Genomic DNA, 19,288 nt, shown 5'->3' with positions numbered 1-19,288 from the left:
TTTTCTGATCTTCGACAGTCTGGCGCTTGCGCCATTTCGCAACGGTTTTCGGGTTGATCCCGAACTCCTCGCTCAGCGCCGCGAGCGAAGCCTGCGATCGCTGTAGGGCTGCTCGCACGGCGTGCGTGGTCGTGGCGCTGCCATGACGTATCTGTCCCATAATGCTTCCTTCCACTCTCGTGAAAATACCACACCATCAAACCCCGGGACTAAACACTTCCGGCCGCTTCACTCTCATGGTGCAGCCTGGTGTGTTCCGTTCCGAAGCCCGCGACGTCGGCAACCAGATACTGACGAGCAAGGGTAGTAGTGATTACGTTGGTGTCCCATACGGTCCCAAGGCCAGACTCATCCTCATTTACTTGCAGAGCGAAGGCCTCAAGAGCCGCGTTGTCTCCCTGGGTGCTACCCAAACGGCCTTCATGCGTAGCCTCGGCCTTTCCATCACAGGCGGCGTTCGCGGCTCCATCAATGCCGTCAAGAAACAGACCCTGCGTCTGACCCGCTGCCAGTTCGTCTTGCAATTCACCTCGGTTGGGGCCAATGGCGAAGAGCATACCCAGTTGACCGATGCACGCATTACCGATGGACTGGACTTCTGGAAATCCAGTTCGGGCGAGTGGAACGGCGTGGTCGAGCTGAACCAGAAATTCCACGAGAATCTTCTTGAGCATGCTGTCCCCTCGGACAAGCGTGGCATCGCGCATCTGGTTGGCAACAGCCTTGGTCTCGACCTCTATACATTCTTTGCCTACCGTCTGCCGAAGCTGAATAAGCCGCTCGAACTGAGTTGGTCGCAGTTGCAGGGGCAGGTGGGTGCGGAAATGAAGCAGCATCGCCAGCTGGGTGCGCGTATCCGTGAAATCCTCCCGGACGTCATGACCGCCTATCCCGAGGCGAATGTCGAAGTGACGCAGCGCGGTCTGCTCCTTCGTCCGTCTCCCTGCGTCGTGCCCCGCACCCAGGTCCGCGGCGTGACCGTGCGTAATGGCAAAATCCTCACATGAACGTTCGCAATCAGCCCAGATTGATTCCACGCTGAATCGGTGACGCCACCCACAATGGTCATGTTCTTTATGGCATAGTGCTCACATGGTTTTTCATGTCCGCTACATGTCCAGCTGCCATCAGGGACCAGGTCCGGCGAGGCTTTCATCGAGATGACTTTTCTTCTGTTCCAGCTCTGTACTCCATGTACAGAGCCAGGTAAGACGTCACTGATTCAGCGTGATTTTTGAATTTCTTCATTCATCTTGTGGTGAGGGGGATGGTATGAAGCAGGCCGGTTTCTTTGATGTTGAAGAGCGGCTTGCTCGGCTGCGTGGACTTGGTGACCAGAAATCACAGACGGGATTGTTCATCCGGACCGTCGATCTGGCGCGAGCCACTATGAGAATCGGGCTGGTCAATATCATTTATAATATGCGCCACTTCCTCCTCCTGGAATGAATCAGCCTCGCTGCGTAACAATCCAGCGGATGAGAGCTCCCGATCTGCTCAAAACGCGGAGCGGATGCCATAGTTCTTCGATCCCTCCAGTTGGAGGCCGAGACTCTTTTCTATCTCCATCACCGTCGTGGCAGCTGGGTGTCGGCGTTATGCGGATTGAGCGCGGGGATCCCGCCCAAGAAAGCGTTCTGCAAAACTGGCTGGAGAACTACGTTCTACCCGAATTTTCCAACCGGATACTTCCCGTCGATCTGGCAGTCGGCCGCCGCTGCGCTCACCTGAATGTTTCAGATCAGTGTCCGGAGCGCGATACCCTCATCGCCGCGACCGGACTGGTGCATGGCATGACGGTCGTGACACAGAACACGGAAGATTTCAGGTATTCCGGAGTGACAGTTCTCGGTCCATGAGAAGCATAGTATGGCCGATTGTAAAGGCGCCTTTAGCTCGTGAGAAGGACGCACCATCTGTTTGGTCCGCTGCCCGTACAGGTCGCTCTGCTGACTAAGTCTGGATCAGATTTCTACAAGAATATCATTGGCTCTTGAGCCTCGCTCACTTGTCCTATGGAATCATTGTATGGCGCGGAAAACTAGGCGCAATGTCCAGAACTTCAACTCGCAATGCTGCACTGGCTTTTTCGGGTAAACTCATCCCATAATCGGTCTCATCGCCGTTCCAGATGCGCACGACATGCCATGCGCCCTGTGTATCGTATGTGCCTTCCTCGACACGCACGACTTCATGGATGCCGCCATCATGGTTTCGGGAAAGGAAGTTGATGCGCGCACCAGTTCCGGCGACAAGAAAGTGTGTGGCGTCAAGACGAGCGACAAGGGCGCGACCTATTTCCTGACCGTCTGACGGTGCCTCTGCTGGATCCGGCAGTCCCCATGAGGCGCCGAAAGCGGCGCGAACCATCCAGCTTCCGAATATATGGGTCGGGGAGGGGAGCCCTCGTTCTTCAAGCAAAGCCGCTACATTGTTGTTGCTGGCAGCCGTGACAAGGGTTGGTATGAGTGGAGTGAGCAGGGTATTATCGCGGCCGTGGGCTGAAATTGCTTCGTCATGACCCGGGTCATCCACACCAAAAACGGAAGCACCGATGCCACCGCGCGCCATGAGGTCGTAGGTCCAGCGGGCGTTAGGAACCGTAATGCCGCTTTCGGACAGCCAGGGCGCGTTATCCTCTCGTTGATAGGGTAGTACGCCCCCATGGAACTGTTCGAGATTGTTGGTGTAGCTGTCTGTGCCGATAATGCTGATGGCAGGGCTCTGGCTTTTCCAGACGTTCAGCATGTCATACGTCGCGCCACCGCTCGGGAAGTCGGTGCCCGGATCTTTCAGGCCGCGATAATGCAGCCAGGCGTTGACATAAAGCGGAAGCGGATAGACTGCACGACCAGCTTCGGCGACCTGATTAATGTAGCGGGAGACCGCCCAGGCACTGAAGATTTCAGCCGCCTGTGAGCCAAAAACCTCGCTCCAGTTACCGTGACGTGATTGTCCTGTAGCGTTCAGGACGTCGGTGGGAACAGGGGCGTCGAATGTGCGGTCGGCAGTGACGGTGTGATCTCGGGCCGTGCCAAGCAGGCCTGGTTCATTTTCCACCTGCACCATGATGACCGTATGTCTCTTGGCGTCATGTTCTCGGAGATGGGTCATTAAAGCTTTGAAGGCAGCTTTATCGCGGGTGAGTGTCTGCTCCCCGAAAGGTGACATCCCGTCCAAGGGAAGGTGATCGGCGTTTTCAAGGCGCGGATAAGTCTGCGGATTTCGCTTTATCCAGAGCGGGACGTAATGTCCGGCACCATTCTTCCATGTGCCGAACCACAATAATATCAGCCGCACATGATGAGCGCGCGCACCGTCGATCAACTGGTCCACCGTGGAGAAGTCGTAATGACCGGGAGACGGCTCAAAAGTTTCCCAGTAAACGGGGGCCTGTACCGTGTTGACGTGCAAACGAGCCGCTGTGTCCCAGAATATCGGAAGAGTTGAGGGAAATGCGCTGGAATTGTGCATCTGTGCGGCAAGAACGAAAAAGGGCTTCCCGTCTACCTCCAGATGAAAATGACCGTCCTTTCCGACAAGACGCGGCATATCATCGGCAGTGGCCCTATGAGCGGATACCACGAGCACAAGGGCCGTTAATGCGGCTCGCAGTAAGAGCTGTGGTGTACGTAATGAGGGAAGGTTTGGTTGGGTACGGCACATGTCTGTCAGACCGGATGGCTGTCGGCAGCGGTCGTGATGATGCATGCTGCCGGGTTCTTAACGGGTATTATCGTCTATCGTATACTAAAAACTTCCGTATTAGAAACGTTTTTTCAGGGTATGCGCTTCTCCATCCTGTTGAGTTGTCGGGCAAGGAAAAGAGTGATGAGGGCCAGGGCAAGAGCGCACAGACACAGAATACCGAATAAGTTCTCGTAGTGCTGGCTTTGGACGGCCTGAGACCGGGCCGTGCTAATAGCCTTACTGGCGATTTCACTTCCCAGATACATACCTGCCCCCACGGTGAGGTAATATGCGCCAACCATGATGCCATTCAGGCTGGCCGGAGCGTATTTGGCGACGACAGCAAGTCCCAAGCCGCCAATCAGGACTTCTGCCATGGCAAGCGCGAGATACCCGCCCGTCATAAACCATGCGCTGGTCAGGTTTCCTGCGGCCAGATGTGTGCCGCCCCACCAGATCAAAAAGGCCACTACGACAAATCCGAACCCGATGGCGAATTTGGTCGGCAAGGAGACATCGCGGTTCCGACGGCTCAAGACGTTATAAATTCTGGCCATTGACGAGCTGAGGAGAATGATGAAAAGAGGATCCAACGCCTGAAATTGTGCAGCAGAAAAAGTGACAATCCGATGTCCCAAAAGACGGAAAGTCCCATCCACATTCGTCAGGGAGAACAGGGTGAGAGACGTCTGCATCTGCTGGTAGAAGCAGTAAAAGGCGATGCTTTGAATCAGCATGATGCCCAGGGTGGCCAAGTTTACTTTTTCGGACGGGGTTGCACGACGATAAAGGGTAGCCCAGAGAATGAATACTACTGTGAGGCAACTGAATACTGCTAAACGTGCAAGTGATGCACTATACAAAACAAACGTCACCGACAGTATACATAGGATAACAGATCCTGTTCCGAACGCAGTCGCACGCTTCGCGGAAACGGAGTGTCTGGTGAGTATGCCAAGATCGTGCAGTGTGCCGGTTTGCGTCAGGAGGATAAACAAGGCGCATGCTGGTCCAGCCACGCACAGAGAAAAGGCTAGCAGTGGATCAAATGTGTTTCTCACCCATGGAATAAGGAACATGGACAGGGCAGATCCCACGTTGGCTGCCATATAATAAAGCGTAAAAGCTGAATCTCGCTTCAGCGGAGATCTTTCGTAAAGGCGGCGCACCAGCTGGGCAGCATTGGGTTTGAAGAGCCCGTTTCCGGTCGCGACTAATGCCAGAGCAGGTTCGAAAAAAGACCGGGATGTCATGGTGCATGCAAGAAGTGCGTAACCAGCGCTTAACAGAAATGTGCCAAAGATGGCTGTCCAACGTGGACCGTATAAACAGTCACCAATCCATCCACCCAGAAGAGGGGTTGCGTAGGTCATTGCGGCGAACGCACCGACCATGAGATCTGCTCTGTGATCGGTTATGCCAAGTTGCTGAACCATGAACAGGAGCAGAATAGCATCTACACCATAAAACCCGGCCCGTTCTGCTGCTTCTGCGACCAAAACGGTAGCAAAGGAGGAGCGTCGTTTTTGAGGTGAGAGCGTATTTGAACCCATGACAACACCAAGTTTATTATTTCGTATACGATTACAGAAAGATCTCCGTTCTGGAAAGAAAACAATATGAAGGAATGATGGCGTAGGCTGTATTGTTGTTCAGCAATGGTATACGATATATGAAGTAGGATTACCTCATTCCGCGGCAGGTAGGGAGAAAGCCATGATTGTCAAAATGAAACGGCGCTTTCTGCTGGCTAGTGCGGCTGCAGGGAGTGTGAATGCCATTGTGGCAGGGGGGAGGCAGAGTGCTTATGCGGCACGGCTTCAGGGTGGCTTTGACGCAGATGTCACGCCAGTACCGCTTGCAAATATAAGGCTGTTACCCTCTCCGTGGCTGGACGCTGTCGAACGTAACAAGGTCTATCTTCTTAGTCTGGAAGCGGACTGTCTTCTTCACAATTTCCGCAAACAGGCTGGGCTCCTGCCGAAGGGCGCTCTGTATGGCGGTTGGGAAAGCGACACGATCGCCGGGCATACATTGGGTCATTACCTGTCTGCTCTGGCTTTGATGTATGCTCAGACGGGTGAAATCGCGTGCAGGGCGCGGGTCGTATATATCGTGCAGGAACTGGCTGTCGTTCAGGGGCAGTGGGGCGATGGCTATATCGCTGGCTTTACACGCAAAGAAAAAGACGGAGCGATGGTCGATGGCAAAAGAATATTTGCCGAGATTGAGGCAGGCGATATCCGTTCGTCCGGGTTCGATCTGAACGGAGCGTGGTCACCACTTTATAATCTCCATAAAACCTTTGCAGGTTTGTTTGATGCGCACATTCATTGTCAGTGTCATCAGGCTTTGGAAGTCGCAGTCGGGCTGGGAGAGTTCCTGGAGACCTTTTTCGGTAAGCTGACTGATGCTCAGGTGCAAAAGGTTCTGACCTGTGAATATGGCGGCCTGAACGAAAGTTTTGCGGAACTGGCGTCCCGGACAGGGGATGAGAAATGGCTGCATCTGGCCCGTCGGATTTATGATCGGCCCGTTTTGGATCCTTTGATGGAGGAACATGACGATCTGGCGAACCGTCATGCCAACACACAGATTCCAAAGCTTATTGGCTTGGGGCGTATTGCTGAAGTCAGTCAGGATAGGCGCTGGATGACTGGTCCGGAGTTTTTCTGGAAAGCTGTCACGCAGCATCATAGCTATGTGATCGGCGGCAACGCTGATCGGGAATATTTCTCCGAACCTGATACGATCGCACAGCATATTACCGAGCAGACCTGCGAGCATTGTAATACCTACAACATGCTCAAGCTTACCCGTCAGCATTATGCATCGAACCCGCAGGCTGCACTGTTCGATTATTACGAGCGGGCGCATCTGAACCATATTCTGGCGGCTCATGACCCGCAGACCGGCATGTTCACGTATATGACGCCCACGATTACGGCAGGTGTGCGGGAGTGGTCCACTCCGACGGAGAGCTTTTGGTGCTGTGTCGGCACGGGGATGGAAAGCCATGCCAAGCACGGGGATTCCATCTGGTGGCAAGGGAAAGAAACGCTCTTCGTCAATCTGTATATCCCGTCGCGGATGGTCTGGGCCCGCAAGGATGTTTCGTGGAGGATGGAAACCGGATATCCGCACGACGGGCGTGTCAGTCTTTTGGTGGAAGATCTGAAGTCCCCCATAGCTTTCAGGCTGGCACTGCGTGTGCCAGGCTGGGTCAGGGAGCCGATCCGTGTGGCCGTGAATGGCCAGGATGTGCCAGTGACTTCTTCTGATGGGTATATCGTTCTCGATCGGAAATGGCGTGTGGGAGATCACGTCGTGCTGGATCTTCCCATGACAGTGCGGACGGAAAGTCCGGTTGATGAACCGAAACTCGTGACGCTTCTGCGCGGGCCACTGGTGCTGGCGGCTGATCTGGCTCCGGCGGAAGGTGTGTATGATGCGGTAGACCCTGCCGTTGTTACTGACGATTTGACGCAGGATCTTGTTCCGGTGGAAGATCAGGCCTCCGTTTTTCGCACGATACAGTCAGGGCGGCCGTCTCAGCTTGAGTTCAGGCCTTTTTACGCTCAGTACAGGCGACGGAGTGCCTTGTATCTCCGTTGTTTTTCAGAGGCGGAGTGGACACAGGAAGAAGCGTCTTATCGCAAGGAGCAGCAGCGTCAGAAGGACATCGCTGCACGAACGATCGATGTGATTCATCTGGGGGAAATGCAGCAGGAGCATGACCATGCTCTCCGTGCAGAAAATTCCTGGCCCCTGGTCTATCGTGGACGAAACGGGAGGGATCTGCGTTCTGGCGGGTTTATTGAATGCACCATGAAAACCAGACCGGGACCACTGGCCCTGAAGGTGACTGTGTGGAGTGCGGACATTACCCGCACGCGTGGTGCCCGGCTTCTGGTAAACGGCAGGGCGCTTCCCGATGTGAAATGGCCTGCTGACAAGCCTGCACAGTTCGTGGACGTGGAGGCCCTGATCCCGGAAGCCTGGGTACGTGGCAGGAAGATCTTCACTCTGAGGATTGAGCCCGGTAGTGGCCGGACAAGCGGACCGTTCTTTGACGTCCGTGTGCTGTCTGTCAGGTCCTGAGCGTTATGCGCGAACGGGCAGGTGTGTGGCTGACGGAAGTGTCCTGAGGCCACAGGCAGCGGCCCAGTGATGGATGAGGAGTGCGAACAGGATCGTGACGATATCATCGTATCCATGGCCCAGGTGTGAAGTGCCTTCGAAAGGGCCAAGCCACGACAGGACGAGCAGTCCCAGAAAATAGACTGGCATCCAGAAGCTGCACCGGAGGTTCTGTTTCCAGTCATCGCGAGAAAGACTTCGCCAAGCCGCAGTCATGAAAATGGCAGTCAGGGCGAGCAATGTTGGCATTAGCCAGCTCAAGGTGTGCCAGCCCGTCCAGAGAACAATCAACGATGCGATGGCGAAGGCCAGTGGGGAGAGAATTTCAAAGCATGGTGTGCGGAAAGGGCGGGACAGTTTAGGCTGGGAACGACGCAACGCCGCGGCAGAAGGTGGGGCCATGGCATAGCTGAGCATCAGCGCAGACGAGACGACCCCGATCAGGGCCTGCCATGAAGGAAATGGTAATGTCCAGAAAAGGGCCAGTCCGAAGGTCAGCAGCAGGGCCTTGTCCGGTACGCCGCGTTTCGTGTCGACTTTCTGGAAAACGGGAAAGAACGTGCCGCTTCTGGACCAGGCATAAATCACGCGGGCCGTGGACGACATATAGATATTGCCAGTCCCGGTGGGAGAAAGAATGGCATCTGTCACAACCAGAATAGCTAGAAAGCCCAGCCCGAGCTGTACGGCGATATCATGAAAGGGAAGAGCCATGCGCGTTGAGAGACCGCTCCAGCCTGTCGCGAGCAGAGTGCTGGGTAGCGCGCCGATAAAGGCGGTCTGTAGCAAGAGATAGACCAGCATGGCTAAGATTATGGAGGCCATGAGTGCGATAGGAATGGTTCGCTGAGGATTGCGGACCTCACCTGCTACGGACAGAATGGGTGTGAGTCCCAGATAAGCGAATACGACCCCACCGGCGGAGATGGCCGTTTCTACGCCTTGAAATCCATGCGGCGCAAATCCATGCAGGCTGAAATTGTCCATGCGCAGATGAGCCAGCAGCAGCACGATGACCAGTGTCGGAACCAGAAACTTGAAAACGGTGACGATGTTGTTGATCAGGGCAAAGCTGCCGATGCCGCGCCGGTTAATCGCATAAAGCACCACCATGACCGCGAATTGCACGAGCCATCCTGCCAGCGTGGGATCGCCATTGGCGTTGCGGGTTAGTCCGCCTGTCCAGGCATCGGCATATTGTCTGGCCGCGACGATCTCGATGGAAATCAGGCTGGAAAAGGCGATGGTGGTCATCGCTCCGGTCAGGAATGCGGCTGTTGATCCATGTGCCTGCTCTGGATAACGAACCACACTTCCCGCCAGAGGCAGGGCGGCGCCAAGCTCACAGTAAACCAGCCCGATCAGCAGGACGGCCACGCCTCCGATAAGCCAGGACAGAATACTGGCAGGACCGGCCATATCAGCCACATGGGCTGCTGCGAACAGCCAGCCAGAACCGAAGATGGACCCGAAGCCGATCATGGTCAGGTCGAAAAGGCCAAGGCGCTGTCGGAAATAGCCTGATTCCTCGTGGGGCATGAAACACTCCTGTTATCCGGGCTGCTTGAGCTGACGTCTGTTCCGGGTTTTACGGGGAGACGCTTCTGCGAAGGCCTGCGGGAAGGAGTTCGTCCGGCAGGTCCTGATAGCAGACCGGGCGAAGGAAGCGTTCCATGGCTGCGGTGCCGACAGAGGTGCTGCGCGGGTCCGTTGTAGCCGGGAAGGGACCGCCATGCACCATGGCAGCACAGACTTCCACACCAGTGGGCCATGCATTGGCCAGGATACGACCAACCTTGCGCTCCAGCAGAGGCATGAGCGCCCGGGCCATGGGGATGTCAGCGTCTTCCAAATGCAGAGTGGCGGTGAGCTGCCCTTCAAGTCCGCTGGTTAGGGCTTGCAGGGTCTTTAAGTCCGGACAAGACACGATCAGGGAGCAGGAGCCGAAAATCTCATGCTGCATGAAGGGGTCTTTCATGAAGCTTTCGGCCTCGGTGGTGAAGACGGCGGCCTGACAGCCAGACGCATCTCCTTTCGGTCCACGTCCCAGCAGTGTTACGCCTGTGCGTTCGGCCAGAGCTTTCACGCCTGCGTCGTAAGCTGCGTGAATGCCGCCTGTCAGCATGGTGGCGGCCGGGGCGGTTTCAAGCGCTTTGCGTGTGCTGTCCTGAAACCGGTCCAGAGCCGGGCCAGCCAGGGCCAGGATCAGTCCTGGATTGGTGCAGAACTGACCCGCGCCCATGGTCAGGGAGCCAACAAAGGCGGACCCGAGTTTTTCGGCTGTGTTTTCCAGGGCGTTCGGCAGCAGATAGACAGGGTTGATGCTGCTCATTTCTGCATAGACGGGCACAGGAACAGGACGGACGGCTGCAATCTGGCTGAGCGCCAGACCGCCTGTGCGAGAACCCGTATACCCCACAGCCATAATGGCCGGATGGCGGACTAATGCAGCCCCGAGGTCATGATCCGGACCACCAAGAAGCGAGAATGTTCCGTCCGGCAGGTTGTTCTTTTTTACGGCGGCCTGAATGGCACGACCGACCAGTTCGCTGGTGCCGGGATGCGCCGGATGCGCCCTGACCACTACAGGACATCCCGCAGCGAAGGCGGAGGCTGTATCCCCTCCCGCTACTGAGAACGCCAAAGGGAAATTACTGGCTCCGAAGACGGCAACCGGGCCGACCCCGATACGGATCTGACGCAGGTCGGCCCTTGGCATCGGGGTGCGATCCGGCAGGGCTGGGTCAATCCGGATATCGAAGCAACGTCCGGCGCGCAGTTCCTGTGCGAACATGCGGAGCTGACCCATGGTGCGCCCTCGTTCGCCGGTCAGGCGGCCTAGTGGTAGCCCGGTTTCAGCATGGGCACGATCCAGCAGAGGCTGGCCAAGGGCTTCGATTGCGTCCGCGACGTCCTCCAGGAACTGTGCACGAGTATCGGGGGAAAGGGCACGGAACGTATCAAACGCGGCGTCTGCCAGTTGGCAGGCGCTGTTGACGTCCTCGGGTGTTGCGCAGGAAAAGGCGGTTTCCAAAGCATCACCCGTCGTTGCATTGACGGCATGAAATGTCCGGGGACGGAGAACTGTGTTCTGACCAATCAGAAGGGCACCTGTCAGGGTCATGAGGAGTCCTTTTTATTTCGTGAAAACAGGGGAGACAGGCTGAACCTGTCCGGATTGAATGCTGTCGGCAAAGGCGTGCCATGCAGGAGATGCGCGGTTATGAGCTCTGCCGTGATGGGAGCGAGGGTGAGCCCCAGGTGGTTGTGTCCGTAGGCTGCAACGACGCGAGGTGTATGACGGAGAGTCCCGAGAGCCGGAAGATAGTCCGGCAATGTCGGCCGTGAACCATGCCAGCGACTGAAAGCGGATGCGACGGGAAGGCCAAGCTCCCGGACATGGGCTTCCAGCCGGTCCCATTTGCGCGGGTCCGGGCTGGAAGCATCCCGTGTGAATTCGACAAAAGATGTTGCGCGCAGCCGTGGTCCAAAACGGGTGACGACAACGGCTCGATCTTCAAAGACCACGTTGGGGAGCGTCCAGCCGCCACCATGGTCCCATTCCACGTGATAACCACGCTCCGCGATGAGGGGGGCTGTGACCTGCGGGAGGAGGTCCCCTGAACGGACGCCGCAGGCGACGATGACCCGGTCCGCGACAAGATCACCGTCTGTCGTTCTGACGCGAACGTCCTTCACTGTATGATCAATGTTCAGAGCCATCGCTGGCAGATGAACGCCGCCGCACAGCGTGAAACGCGCCAGAAGCCTGTCGAGAACATCTCGGGGGCTGGTAATGTGAGCTGTACCCCCAAAATGGACTCCGGCCTTTACCGGAGAGGAGAGGGCCCGATTAAAGGTGTCTATCAGTCCGGCTTCGACGCGCTTGGCTATGGCGGTCCCGCTGTCTGCTTGCAGGGAGGCAATAGCGTTTCGCTCGGCGGTGGCGCCTTCCCAGAGCTTGATAATGCCTTGAGGATCCAACAGGTCTGGCTGGTCCAGGGTTTCAGTCAGCCGTTTCCATGCAGGAAGCGCGTCTGCCATGAGGCTCTTCAGGGCAGAGTCCCCCTGACGGACGGTAACTGGACGACAGGCGTTCAAAAACCGGAAAGACCAGGGCAGCCATGCCTCTATATTGCGCCAGTCCAGCGCGACAGGACCTCGCGGGAACAGGTCCGTCACAACGCGGGACGCGGTGGAGAGACGGGCCAGAACCTGCACCTGTTCGGTGGCGATGTGCCCGGCATTACCCCATGAGGGCGGTGTGGCATCCGGCTCGGCCACAAGTGTGACGGCGCATCCCTGTTCCTGAAGGCGCAGGGCGCAGCATCGTGCCACGATCCCACCACCCAGCACGAGCACGGAACGGGGAGCAGGACGCGTGGATGTCACAGTTTCCGACATGCGCGTTCCAGCCAGGCATAGTCCTCTGTTGCCAGATGCGGGCCGATCTGAGCCAGAACTTCGGCGTGATAGTCGTTCAGCCAGCTCCGTTCCACGTCTGTCAGACGGGAGGGGACGATACCGCGCTGATCTATCGGGGCCAGGGTCAATGTTCTGAAGCAGAGCATGTCGCCGGTCTCGGTTCGATGCGCCAGGCAGGTTTCCATCTGGTTTTCCAGCCGGATGCCATGGGAACCGGGAGCGTAGAAACCGGGTTCGTTGGTCAGAACCATGTGTTCGCAGATCGGGTCCAGAACCGGGCGTCGGGTGAAGCCGAGCGGCCATTCATGTACGGACAGGCAACTCCCCACGCCATGTCCGGCCCCGTGATCGAAATCCAGACCTTCCTGCCAAAGCGCCAGCCGAGCCAGCGGGTCCAGTCTGTATCCATGCGTGCCCGCAGGAAAAACGGCGGAATGCAGAGCGATCAGCCCCTTGAGCACACAGGTATAATGCGTTTTCCATGCTTCGGGAGGTGTGCCGGTTCCCATCCAGACGGTACGGGTAACATCGGTGGTCGCATCAGTGTACTGGCCGCCGCTGTCGATGAGCAGGAAAGTATCGGCCTGCACCGTGTCGCAGTGCTCCTGCGTGGGAGCATAGTGCATGATGGCGGCATTCGGCCCGGTGCCTGCGATGGTGTGGAAGCTGGGTCCAATGCAGCTTTCGGCCTCCCGGCGAAGGGCAAGAAGATGGTCCGAAATGGCGATTTCGGTCTTGCCGACGCCATGGACATCGAGCCAGGAGAGGAAGCGGCACAGGGCAATGCCATCCAGAAGATGGGCACGGCGCATACCGTCCAGCTCTGCCGGTGTCTTGCTGGCGCGGGGCATCAGGCACGGGTCCGTACCGTGGGCGAGCGTCGCATTTGCGCTCTTGAGTGTAACGGTGAACCAGACCGGGCAGCGGGCCGGGTCCAGACGAATGGTTTTGCCGTGAAGGGTCTGTAGAACCTGTGCCATTTCTGCGGATTTTCGTACGCGAACCGCATCGCCCAGATGAGTGCTGACGCTGCCATCGATGCGAGAAGGATCGATGAACAGATCGACTGTTTCGTCCACATGCAGGACGGCGAAACACAGGGCGACCGGTAGAAAAGGCAGATCCCGTCCGCGAATGTTCAGCAACCAGGCGATACTGGTTGGGTCGGGCAGGAGAACGGCGTCCTGACCGTTCTGGCGCAAAATATCTGCGATGTCCCGGATCTTGGCGTGGTTCTCACGTCCCGTCAGTTCCAGGGGCTGTACCAGAACCGACGATGAAGGCGGCGCGGGGCGATCCGTCCAGATCCCGTCAATCGGGTTGCGGTTCAGAGCCACCATCTGGCATCCGGCCTTCCGGAAGGCTTCGATATCCTGAACGCTGACGATGCGGGGGTCATAGCCGATGGCTTTTCCCGTCGCATGTTCGGCTGCCCAGAGAGGTGGGACGGTTTCGTACATGTGCTCGATGGACCAGACGGATTGTTCCACCTGCTGACGCATCTGGATCTGGTATCGGCCGTCGGAGAACACGGCCGCCGCCTCTGGCAGAACGAGTGCCAGACCCGCGCTGCCGGTAAAGCCGGTCAGCCATGCAAGACGTTCGGCACAGGCGGGTACATACTCGCCCAGATGTTCATCGCTGCGGGGAAGGAAGAACCCATCCACGCCAAACTCTGACAGAGCATGGCGGAGAGCAGTCAGGCGGCCCGCAAGGGGAAGAGAAGACATGCGGGATATCCTTCTTTCAGGTCAAAAATTCAGTTGAACGGGGCGGTGAAACTGTGTGCTGGTTCGGTGAACCAGCGTGGGCCGTCTTCCGTCATGTAGAAGTGGTCTTCAAGCCGGATCCCAAATTGCCCCGGAACAACGATCATCGGTTCGTTGGACATGCAATGCCCGGCCTTAAGAGGCGTTGCATTCCCACGAACAAGATAGGGCGCTTCATGGATGGACAGGCCGATACCATGCCCGGTGCGATGAGGTAGCCCGGGGAGGGTGTAATCCGGGCCCAGGCCATGCCGGACAAGGACAGCACGGGCCGCATCATCCACTTCATGGCATGGCACGCCGATCCGGGCCGCGTTGAAAGCAGCGTATTGTGCTTCCTTTTCGATGGTCCAGATGCGTTCCTGCTCGGGGTCGGGCTTGCCGAAAGCGAAAGTGCGCGTGATATCGGAATGATAGCCATCCAGTCGACAACCGGTATCAATCAGGACCAGATCGTTCTCCTTCAGGACCTGATTGTCCGGAATGCCATGAGGGTAAGCCGTAGCGTGACCAAACTGTACGGCGCAGAAATAGGACCCGTTATCCGCACCAAGCTCCCGATGACGGGTATCGATGAAATGTCGTATCTCGCTTGCCAGAAGGCCTGGTTTCAAAAACGAGCGGGCGTCTTTGTGAACCTGCAGTGTTATGGCCATGGCATGCGAGATCAGCGCGATTTCCTCGGCTGACTTGCAGGCCCTCATGCCGGAAATCAGCCCGTTGTCATCTTCAAGAACAAGGTCGGGTCGCGCCCTGCGCATGGCGGTCACGGTGCCGAGGGTGAAGTCCGGGTCCAGGGCGATGCGTGTTCCTGCAGTGTAGGGTGCAAAGGCACACAGGGCCGGATTTTCATCTTCCTGCCAGGTGGCGATTTCCGTTTCCGTCTTAAGGCAGGCCTTCAAAGATCCTGTTTCAAAATGCGGGCAGACCATCACAGGCGTCCCCTTACGGGGAATGACGAGCGTAACCAGCCTCTCTGTTGCATCCCAAGGAACCCCGGTGAAATAACGCAGGCTGTTTCCAGCATTCACTGCAAGGGCGTCAAAACCGGCGGCTTCGAGGTGGCTTTGGGCTGCGTGGATACGCTGCGTGAAAGATGCTGTGTTGATGAAAGCGGGTGGGGCAGGGAGAGGGCTTGAGTTGCTCACGGGATGCGTTTCCAGCCTCAAAATAGGACGGTTATTACGTATACGATAGACGAATTATCAAGCTCGAACAAGTGATCCGTTTTGTGCTCGACACAGTCTCGTACCGTGTTCGGCTGAGTTGTCATACTGAATTGAGATGACTTTTTTCATGATGGGAAGAAGACGCGCTTTACCGGTTTTAAAGAGCGTGATACGTATACGATATAATTTTTACAAAATTCGAGAGGGGATCCCGGATGGCTCTGGAAATGACTTGGGAAGGTGTTTTCCCTGCAGTGACCACTCAGTTCAACGAAGACCTGTCCGTTGACCTGAGCGGAACGCAGAAGGTGATCGATGCACTGATCAATGATGGGGTGCACGGTCTGGTCATGATGGGGACGTGCGGCGAGAACAATTCGCTCGAACCCGACGAAAAAGTACAGATTTTGGAAGCGGCGCGGGAAGTTGCGGGAACGCGTGCGCCGCTTTTCGTGGGTGTGTCTGAAATGACGACGCCGCGTGCTGTGGCGTTTGCCAAGCAGGCTGCAAAAAGCGGCGCTGATGCACTCATGGTCCTTCCGGCCATGGTGTATGTGCCCAAGCCGAATGAACTTGTTGCCCATTTCCGTGCGATTTCGCAGGCGACTGACCTGCCGATCATCATCTATAACAATCCGACCTCGTATCGTGTGAACGTCGAACTGGATGTTCTGGCGGAACTGGAAGACTGCAAGACCATCGTCGGGCTGAAGGAGAGTTCTTCTGATACGCGGCGTTATACCGATGTGCCCAACCGCTTTGGTGATCGTTTCCTGATGATGGCGGGTCTGGATGATGTGGCGTTCGAAGGACTGACCCTTGGCGCCAAGGGCTGGATTTCGGGTTTAACCAGTGCCTTCCCACAGGAATCGGTGGCGTTGGTTGGGTCTCTTGCGCGGGGTGATATCGATACGGCTTTGCGGATCTATCGCTGGTTCATGCCGCTCCTGCACCTGGATGCCGCACACGATCTTGTACAGTCCATCAAGCTTGCGGAGCAGGTGATGGGGCGTGGTAGTGAGCGGGTCCGTTCGCCGCGTCTCCTGCTTGAAGGTGCACGCCGCAAGCAGGTGATTGATATGGTGGAAGCCGCAGCGGCCAGTCGTCCCAAGCTGAGCTGATCGCTTTTATACCCAGCCGACTTCCTGTTATCTGAGGTCGGTTTTGTTACCTGATCTGTTTTCCGGAAAGCTGGGTCAGGCATGAGAACGTCATGCCTGACGGGAAGGGTTCTGCATTATGCTGGTTTGTTGCGCGCGACGAGGTTCAGGTTTTCAGCGTGTGGCTTTGATGGCGACGGTGGTCCTCTTGGGAGGGATTGGTTTGTCGCAGGCGAGAGCTGCAACAAATGATAGCGCGCAAAAAGCCTTCCATGATCTGTATGAGCAGGAATGGGCTTGGCGGATGGACCTTCAGGGAAGTCTGCTGGATGGCAAACCGTCGGCGCATCTGCCCAAGGAAGATCCTGATACGCAGCAGGTCCGACTGGAAACATGGACTAAAACGCTGGAAAAACTGAACGCCATCCCTGTGCAGCAGCTTTCCGCGCAGGATCAGGTGAACTACGCGGTCTACAAGCAGCAGTTGATGGTTCTGCTGGAAGACCAGAAATTACGGGGCTGGGAAATTCCGTTTGATGCGGACTCAGGCTTCTGGAGCGATCTGCCGCCTTCAGACGTCTCGTTTCTGGCTGAAAAGGACTACCGCGATTATATTAGCCGTTTGCAAGAAACGGGCCGGTATTTCGCTGATGAGATTGCCGCCATGAAAGCGGGCCTGGCGCGCGGCTTCGTTCAGCCAAGGCTGATTGTGGAGCAGAGGCTCCATGATCTTGAGAAAATGGCCTCTGTCACGCCGCAAAAGAGCGCGTTCGCTCCACCATTCCAGCATTTCCCGGACGGGATTTCACCCAAGACACAGGATGCCTTACGCAAGGATGGTCTGGCTGCCATTCGTGATACCGTCATTCCCGCATACAAGACGTTGTATGCTTTCATGAAGGACGATTATTTCCCTCATGCCCGTGCTTCGTTGGGGGCTGAAGACCAGCCGGATGGGGCTGCATATTACCGCTCCCAGATCCGGGAATACACGACGCTGGATATGAGCCCGGACGAGATTCACAAGATCGGTCTGAAGGAAGTTGCGGGCCTGCACAGGCAGATGCTCGACGTCATATCGGAAACGCATTTCAAAGGCGATTTTTCGGCTTTCCTGAAATTTCTGCGGACTGACCCGCAGTTTTACCCAAAAACCGGCGATGAATTGCTGAAAGATGCTGCATGGTTGGCCAAACGGGTTGACGGCAAGGTTGGTGATTTCATCGGGCGTCTGCCACGAGGGCGTTTCACGATCGAGCCTGTTCCCGCTGATGTGGCTCCGGTCTACACCGCAGGGCGCGGTGGCCCGCATGTCTATTTGGTGAATACCTACGATCTGCCGTCCCGCCCGCTTTATGCCCTGCCAGCCCTGACGCTGCATGAATCCTCGCCAGGGCACTCCCTGCAACTGTCTCTGGCAGAAGAACAACCGGAAGTGCCCCCTTATCGCCGGTTCAACTATATTTCGGCCTATGGGGAAGGCTGGGCGCTGTATTGCGAATATCTCGGCAACGAAATGGGGATCTACGAAACGGCGTATGATCGCTTCGGGTATCTCTCCTATCAGGCGTGGCGAGCAGCGCGGCTGGTTGTTGATACCGGCTTGCATCATTTCCATTGGAGCCGGGAGCAGGCGCGGGCTTATCTGCGTGAGAACACTGCGCTTTCCGAACATGAAATTGACACCGAAGTCGATCGATACATCGCGTGGCCTGCTCAGGCACTTTCCTATTATCTCGGGGAGGCCGATATTCGCCGGAACCGTGTGCGCGCCCAGAAGGCCTTGGGGAAGGCTTTCGATATCCGTGCGTTCCACGATGCGGTTCTTGCGACCGGGTCTGTTCCTCTTCCGGTGCTGGATGCTGCAATCGACCGTTTCATTCAGAGCGGCGGCCGTTCTCCCTACGCCGTGACATCCGGTGAACAGGCGCGATAGGCCGTTCTGAAAACAAAATAAAATCCTGCGACGGACTGAACGCCATGCGGCATACGTTTTTTTGCATCGATGGACATACGGCCGGAAATCCTGTCCGCCTCATTTGTGGAGGCGCGCCACTCCTGCGCGGGGCCTCCATGGGCGAGCGGCGGCAGGATTTTCTGGAACGGTTCGATTGGATACGGACCGGGTTGTGTTTTGAGCCGCGTGGCCATGACATGATGTCCGGTGGGTTCTTCTACCCCCCAACACAGCCGGATACCGACGCGGGCATTCTGTTCATCGAGACTAGTGGATGTCTTCCCATGTGTGGACATGGGACGATCGGGTTGGTGACTTTCGGGTTGGAGCACGGACTGCTTGTCCCACGGACACCCGGAAAACTTCGGCTTGAGGTGCCTGCGGGGATAATCGACATTACCTACATCGAGGAGAACGGCCGCGTGCGGAGCGTGGCGATCCGGAATGTGCCTGCCTATGTTGCGGCGACGGGCGTGAAGATCGATGTGCCTGGTTTGGGGCCGTTAACGGTTGATGTTGCCTATGGCGGGAACTTCTACGCCATTGTCGAGCCGCAGGGAGGATATGAAAGTCTGGATCAGCTTAGCGCGCAGCGTATTCTGGACTTCAGCCCGGTGGTGCGTGAGCGGATGCGTGAGGCAATCACGCCGTTCCATCCACTGGATGAGCGTATTCAAGGCGTGAGTCATGTCCTGTGGGTCGACACGGACACAACTGCCTCCCGGGGGCGCAACGCGGTCTTTTATGGTGATCATGCCATTGATCGCAGCCCCTGCGGGACTGGAACCTCGGCGAGACTTGCCCATCTGTATCACAAAGGTGTTCTTAAAGTGGGAGACGTCTTTACCCATGAAAGCTACATCCGCAGCGTCTTCAAGGGGACGGTTTCGGAAGAAACGATGCTGGGGGGACATAAAGCCATTATTCCCATTATTGAGGGAAGTGCCGTTTCGACGGGTTTTAATACGATCTGGATTGATGATGAGGACCGCTTCTGTCACGGATTCCAGGTTTCCTGATCTGGTGAGTGGCGTGGGT

At 56.7% G+C, this 19,288-nt stretch carries 13 protein-coding genes and 2 pseudogenes; 7 read left to right on the top strand and 8 right to left on the bottom strand.

From position 1 onward, the window contains the following. Positions 1–160: pseudogene (locus KP705_RS13535) on the bottom strand (helix-turn-helix domain-containing protein); the annotation flags it as partial. Position 161: 1 nt separating this feature from the next. On the opposite strand from KP705_RS13535, the gene KP705_RS13530 reads away from it, so the two are divergent. The 3 genes and pseudogenes from KP705_RS13530 (at position 162) to KP705_RS13520 (ending at position 1,859) form a co-directional block, all read left to right on the top strand. Next, on the top strand, positions 162–1,007 hold the full coding sequence (locus KP705_RS13530) for a replication protein RepA (RefSeq protein WP_215764633.1): 846 nt from the start codon (positions 162–164) through the stop codon (positions 1,005–1,007). Between the two features lie 325 nt (positions 1,008–1,332). Continuing rightward, positions 1,333–1,449, top strand: a pseudogene (locus tag KP705_RS13525) (IS5/IS1182 family transposase); the annotation flags it as partial. Positions 1,450–1,598: 149 nt separating this feature from the next. Next, positions 1,599–1,859, top strand: coding sequence for a hypothetical protein (locus KP705_RS13520; protein WP_061509879.1), 261 nt, complete (start codon positions 1,599–1,601; stop codon positions 1,857–1,859). Between the two features lie 154 nt (positions 1,860–2,013). Here the strand turns inward: KP705_RS13520 and KP705_RS13515 are convergent, their stop codons facing one another. Together KP705_RS13515 and KP705_RS13510 are read right to left on the bottom strand one after the other, a co-directional pair. Continuing rightward, positions 2,014–3,552: a DUF5597 domain-containing protein gene (locus KP705_RS13515; protein WP_215764632.1), complete on the bottom strand. Its 1,539-nt coding sequence runs from the start codon at positions 3,550–3,552 to the stop codon at positions 2,014–2,016. 227 nt (positions 3,553–3,779) lie between these two features. Then, on the bottom strand, positions 3,780–5,243 hold the full coding sequence (locus KP705_RS13510; RefSeq protein WP_215764631.1) for a peptide MFS transporter: 1,464 nt from the start codon (positions 5,241–5,243) through the stop codon (positions 3,780–3,782). 175 nt (positions 5,244–5,418) lie between these two features. Here KP705_RS13510 and KP705_RS13505 point away from each other — a divergent pair, with 175 nt between their 5' ends. Continuing rightward, positions 5,419–7,791, top strand: a complete 2,373-nt coding sequence (locus KP705_RS13505; protein ID WP_215764630.1) for a glycoside hydrolase family 127 protein — start codon at positions 5,419–5,421, stop codon at positions 7,789–7,791. A gap of 3 nt (positions 7,792–7,794) precedes the next feature. On the opposite strand, the gene KP705_RS13500 is transcribed toward KP705_RS13505, so the two are convergent. The 5 genes from KP705_RS13500 to KP705_RS13480 are packed head-to-tail and all read right to left on the bottom strand — an operon-like array spanning position 7,795 to position 15,172. Then, positions 7,795–9,369 (bottom strand): APC family permease, encoded by a 1,575-nt coding sequence (locus KP705_RS13500; RefSeq protein ID WP_099182972.1) that lies wholly within the window; start codon positions 9,367–9,369, stop codon positions 7,795–7,797. A gap of 49 nt (positions 9,370–9,418) precedes the next feature. Continuing rightward, positions 9,419–10,954, bottom strand: a complete 1,536-nt coding sequence (locus tag KP705_RS13495) for an aldehyde dehydrogenase (NADP(+)) (protein WP_061509884.1) — start codon at positions 10,952–10,954, stop codon at positions 9,419–9,421. Beyond that, a complete protein-coding gene (locus tag KP705_RS13490; protein WP_308267548.1) occupies positions 10,951–12,222 on the bottom strand; it encodes an FAD-binding oxidoreductase in 1,272 nt (423 codons plus the stop codon). The genes KP705_RS13495 and KP705_RS13490 overlap by 4 nt, the downstream gene beginning before the upstream one ends. Further along, positions 12,219–13,985, bottom strand: coding sequence for an aminopeptidase P family protein (locus KP705_RS13485; RefSeq protein WP_215764629.1), 1,767 nt, complete (start codon positions 13,983–13,985; stop codon positions 12,219–12,221). Before KP705_RS13485 ends, KP705_RS13490 begins: the two co-directional genes overlap by 4 nt. 29 nt (positions 13,986–14,014) lie before the next feature. Further along, positions 14,015–15,172, bottom strand: a complete 1,158-nt coding sequence (locus tag KP705_RS13480; RefSeq protein ID WP_099182968.1) for a Xaa-Pro peptidase family protein — start codon at positions 15,170–15,172, stop codon at positions 14,015–14,017. 236 nt (positions 15,173–15,408) lie between these two features. Here KP705_RS13480 and KP705_RS13475 point away from each other — a divergent pair, with 236 nt between their 5' ends. The 3 genes from KP705_RS13475 (at position 15,409) to KP705_RS13465 (ending at position 19,269) form a co-directional block, all read left to right on the top strand. Continuing rightward, complete coding sequence (locus KP705_RS13475; RefSeq protein ID WP_215764628.1) at positions 15,409–16,314, top strand: dihydrodipicolinate synthase family protein; 906 nt, start codon at positions 15,409–15,411, stop codon at positions 16,312–16,314. Between the two features lie 202 nt (positions 16,315–16,516). Continuing rightward, positions 16,517–18,229 carry a DUF885 family protein gene (locus KP705_RS13470; RefSeq protein ID WP_252348395.1) on the top strand — a complete coding sequence of 571 codons (1,713 nt, stop codon included), beginning with the start codon at positions 16,517–16,519 and terminating at the stop codon, positions 18,227–18,229. Positions 18,230–18,273: 44 nt separating this feature from the next. Continuing rightward, complete coding sequence (locus KP705_RS13465) at positions 18,274–19,269, top strand: 4-hydroxyproline epimerase (protein ID WP_215764626.1); 996 nt, start codon at positions 18,274–18,276, stop codon at positions 19,267–19,269. Positions 19,270–19,288: the final 19 nt, after the last annotated feature.

The organism is Gluconobacter sp. P1D12_c (assembly GCF_018812105.1).
GTDB lineage: Bacteria > Pseudomonadota > Alphaproteobacteria > Acetobacterales > Acetobacteraceae > Gluconobacter > Gluconobacter oxydans_A.
This window is presented reverse-complemented; position numbering and strand designations above follow the sequence as displayed.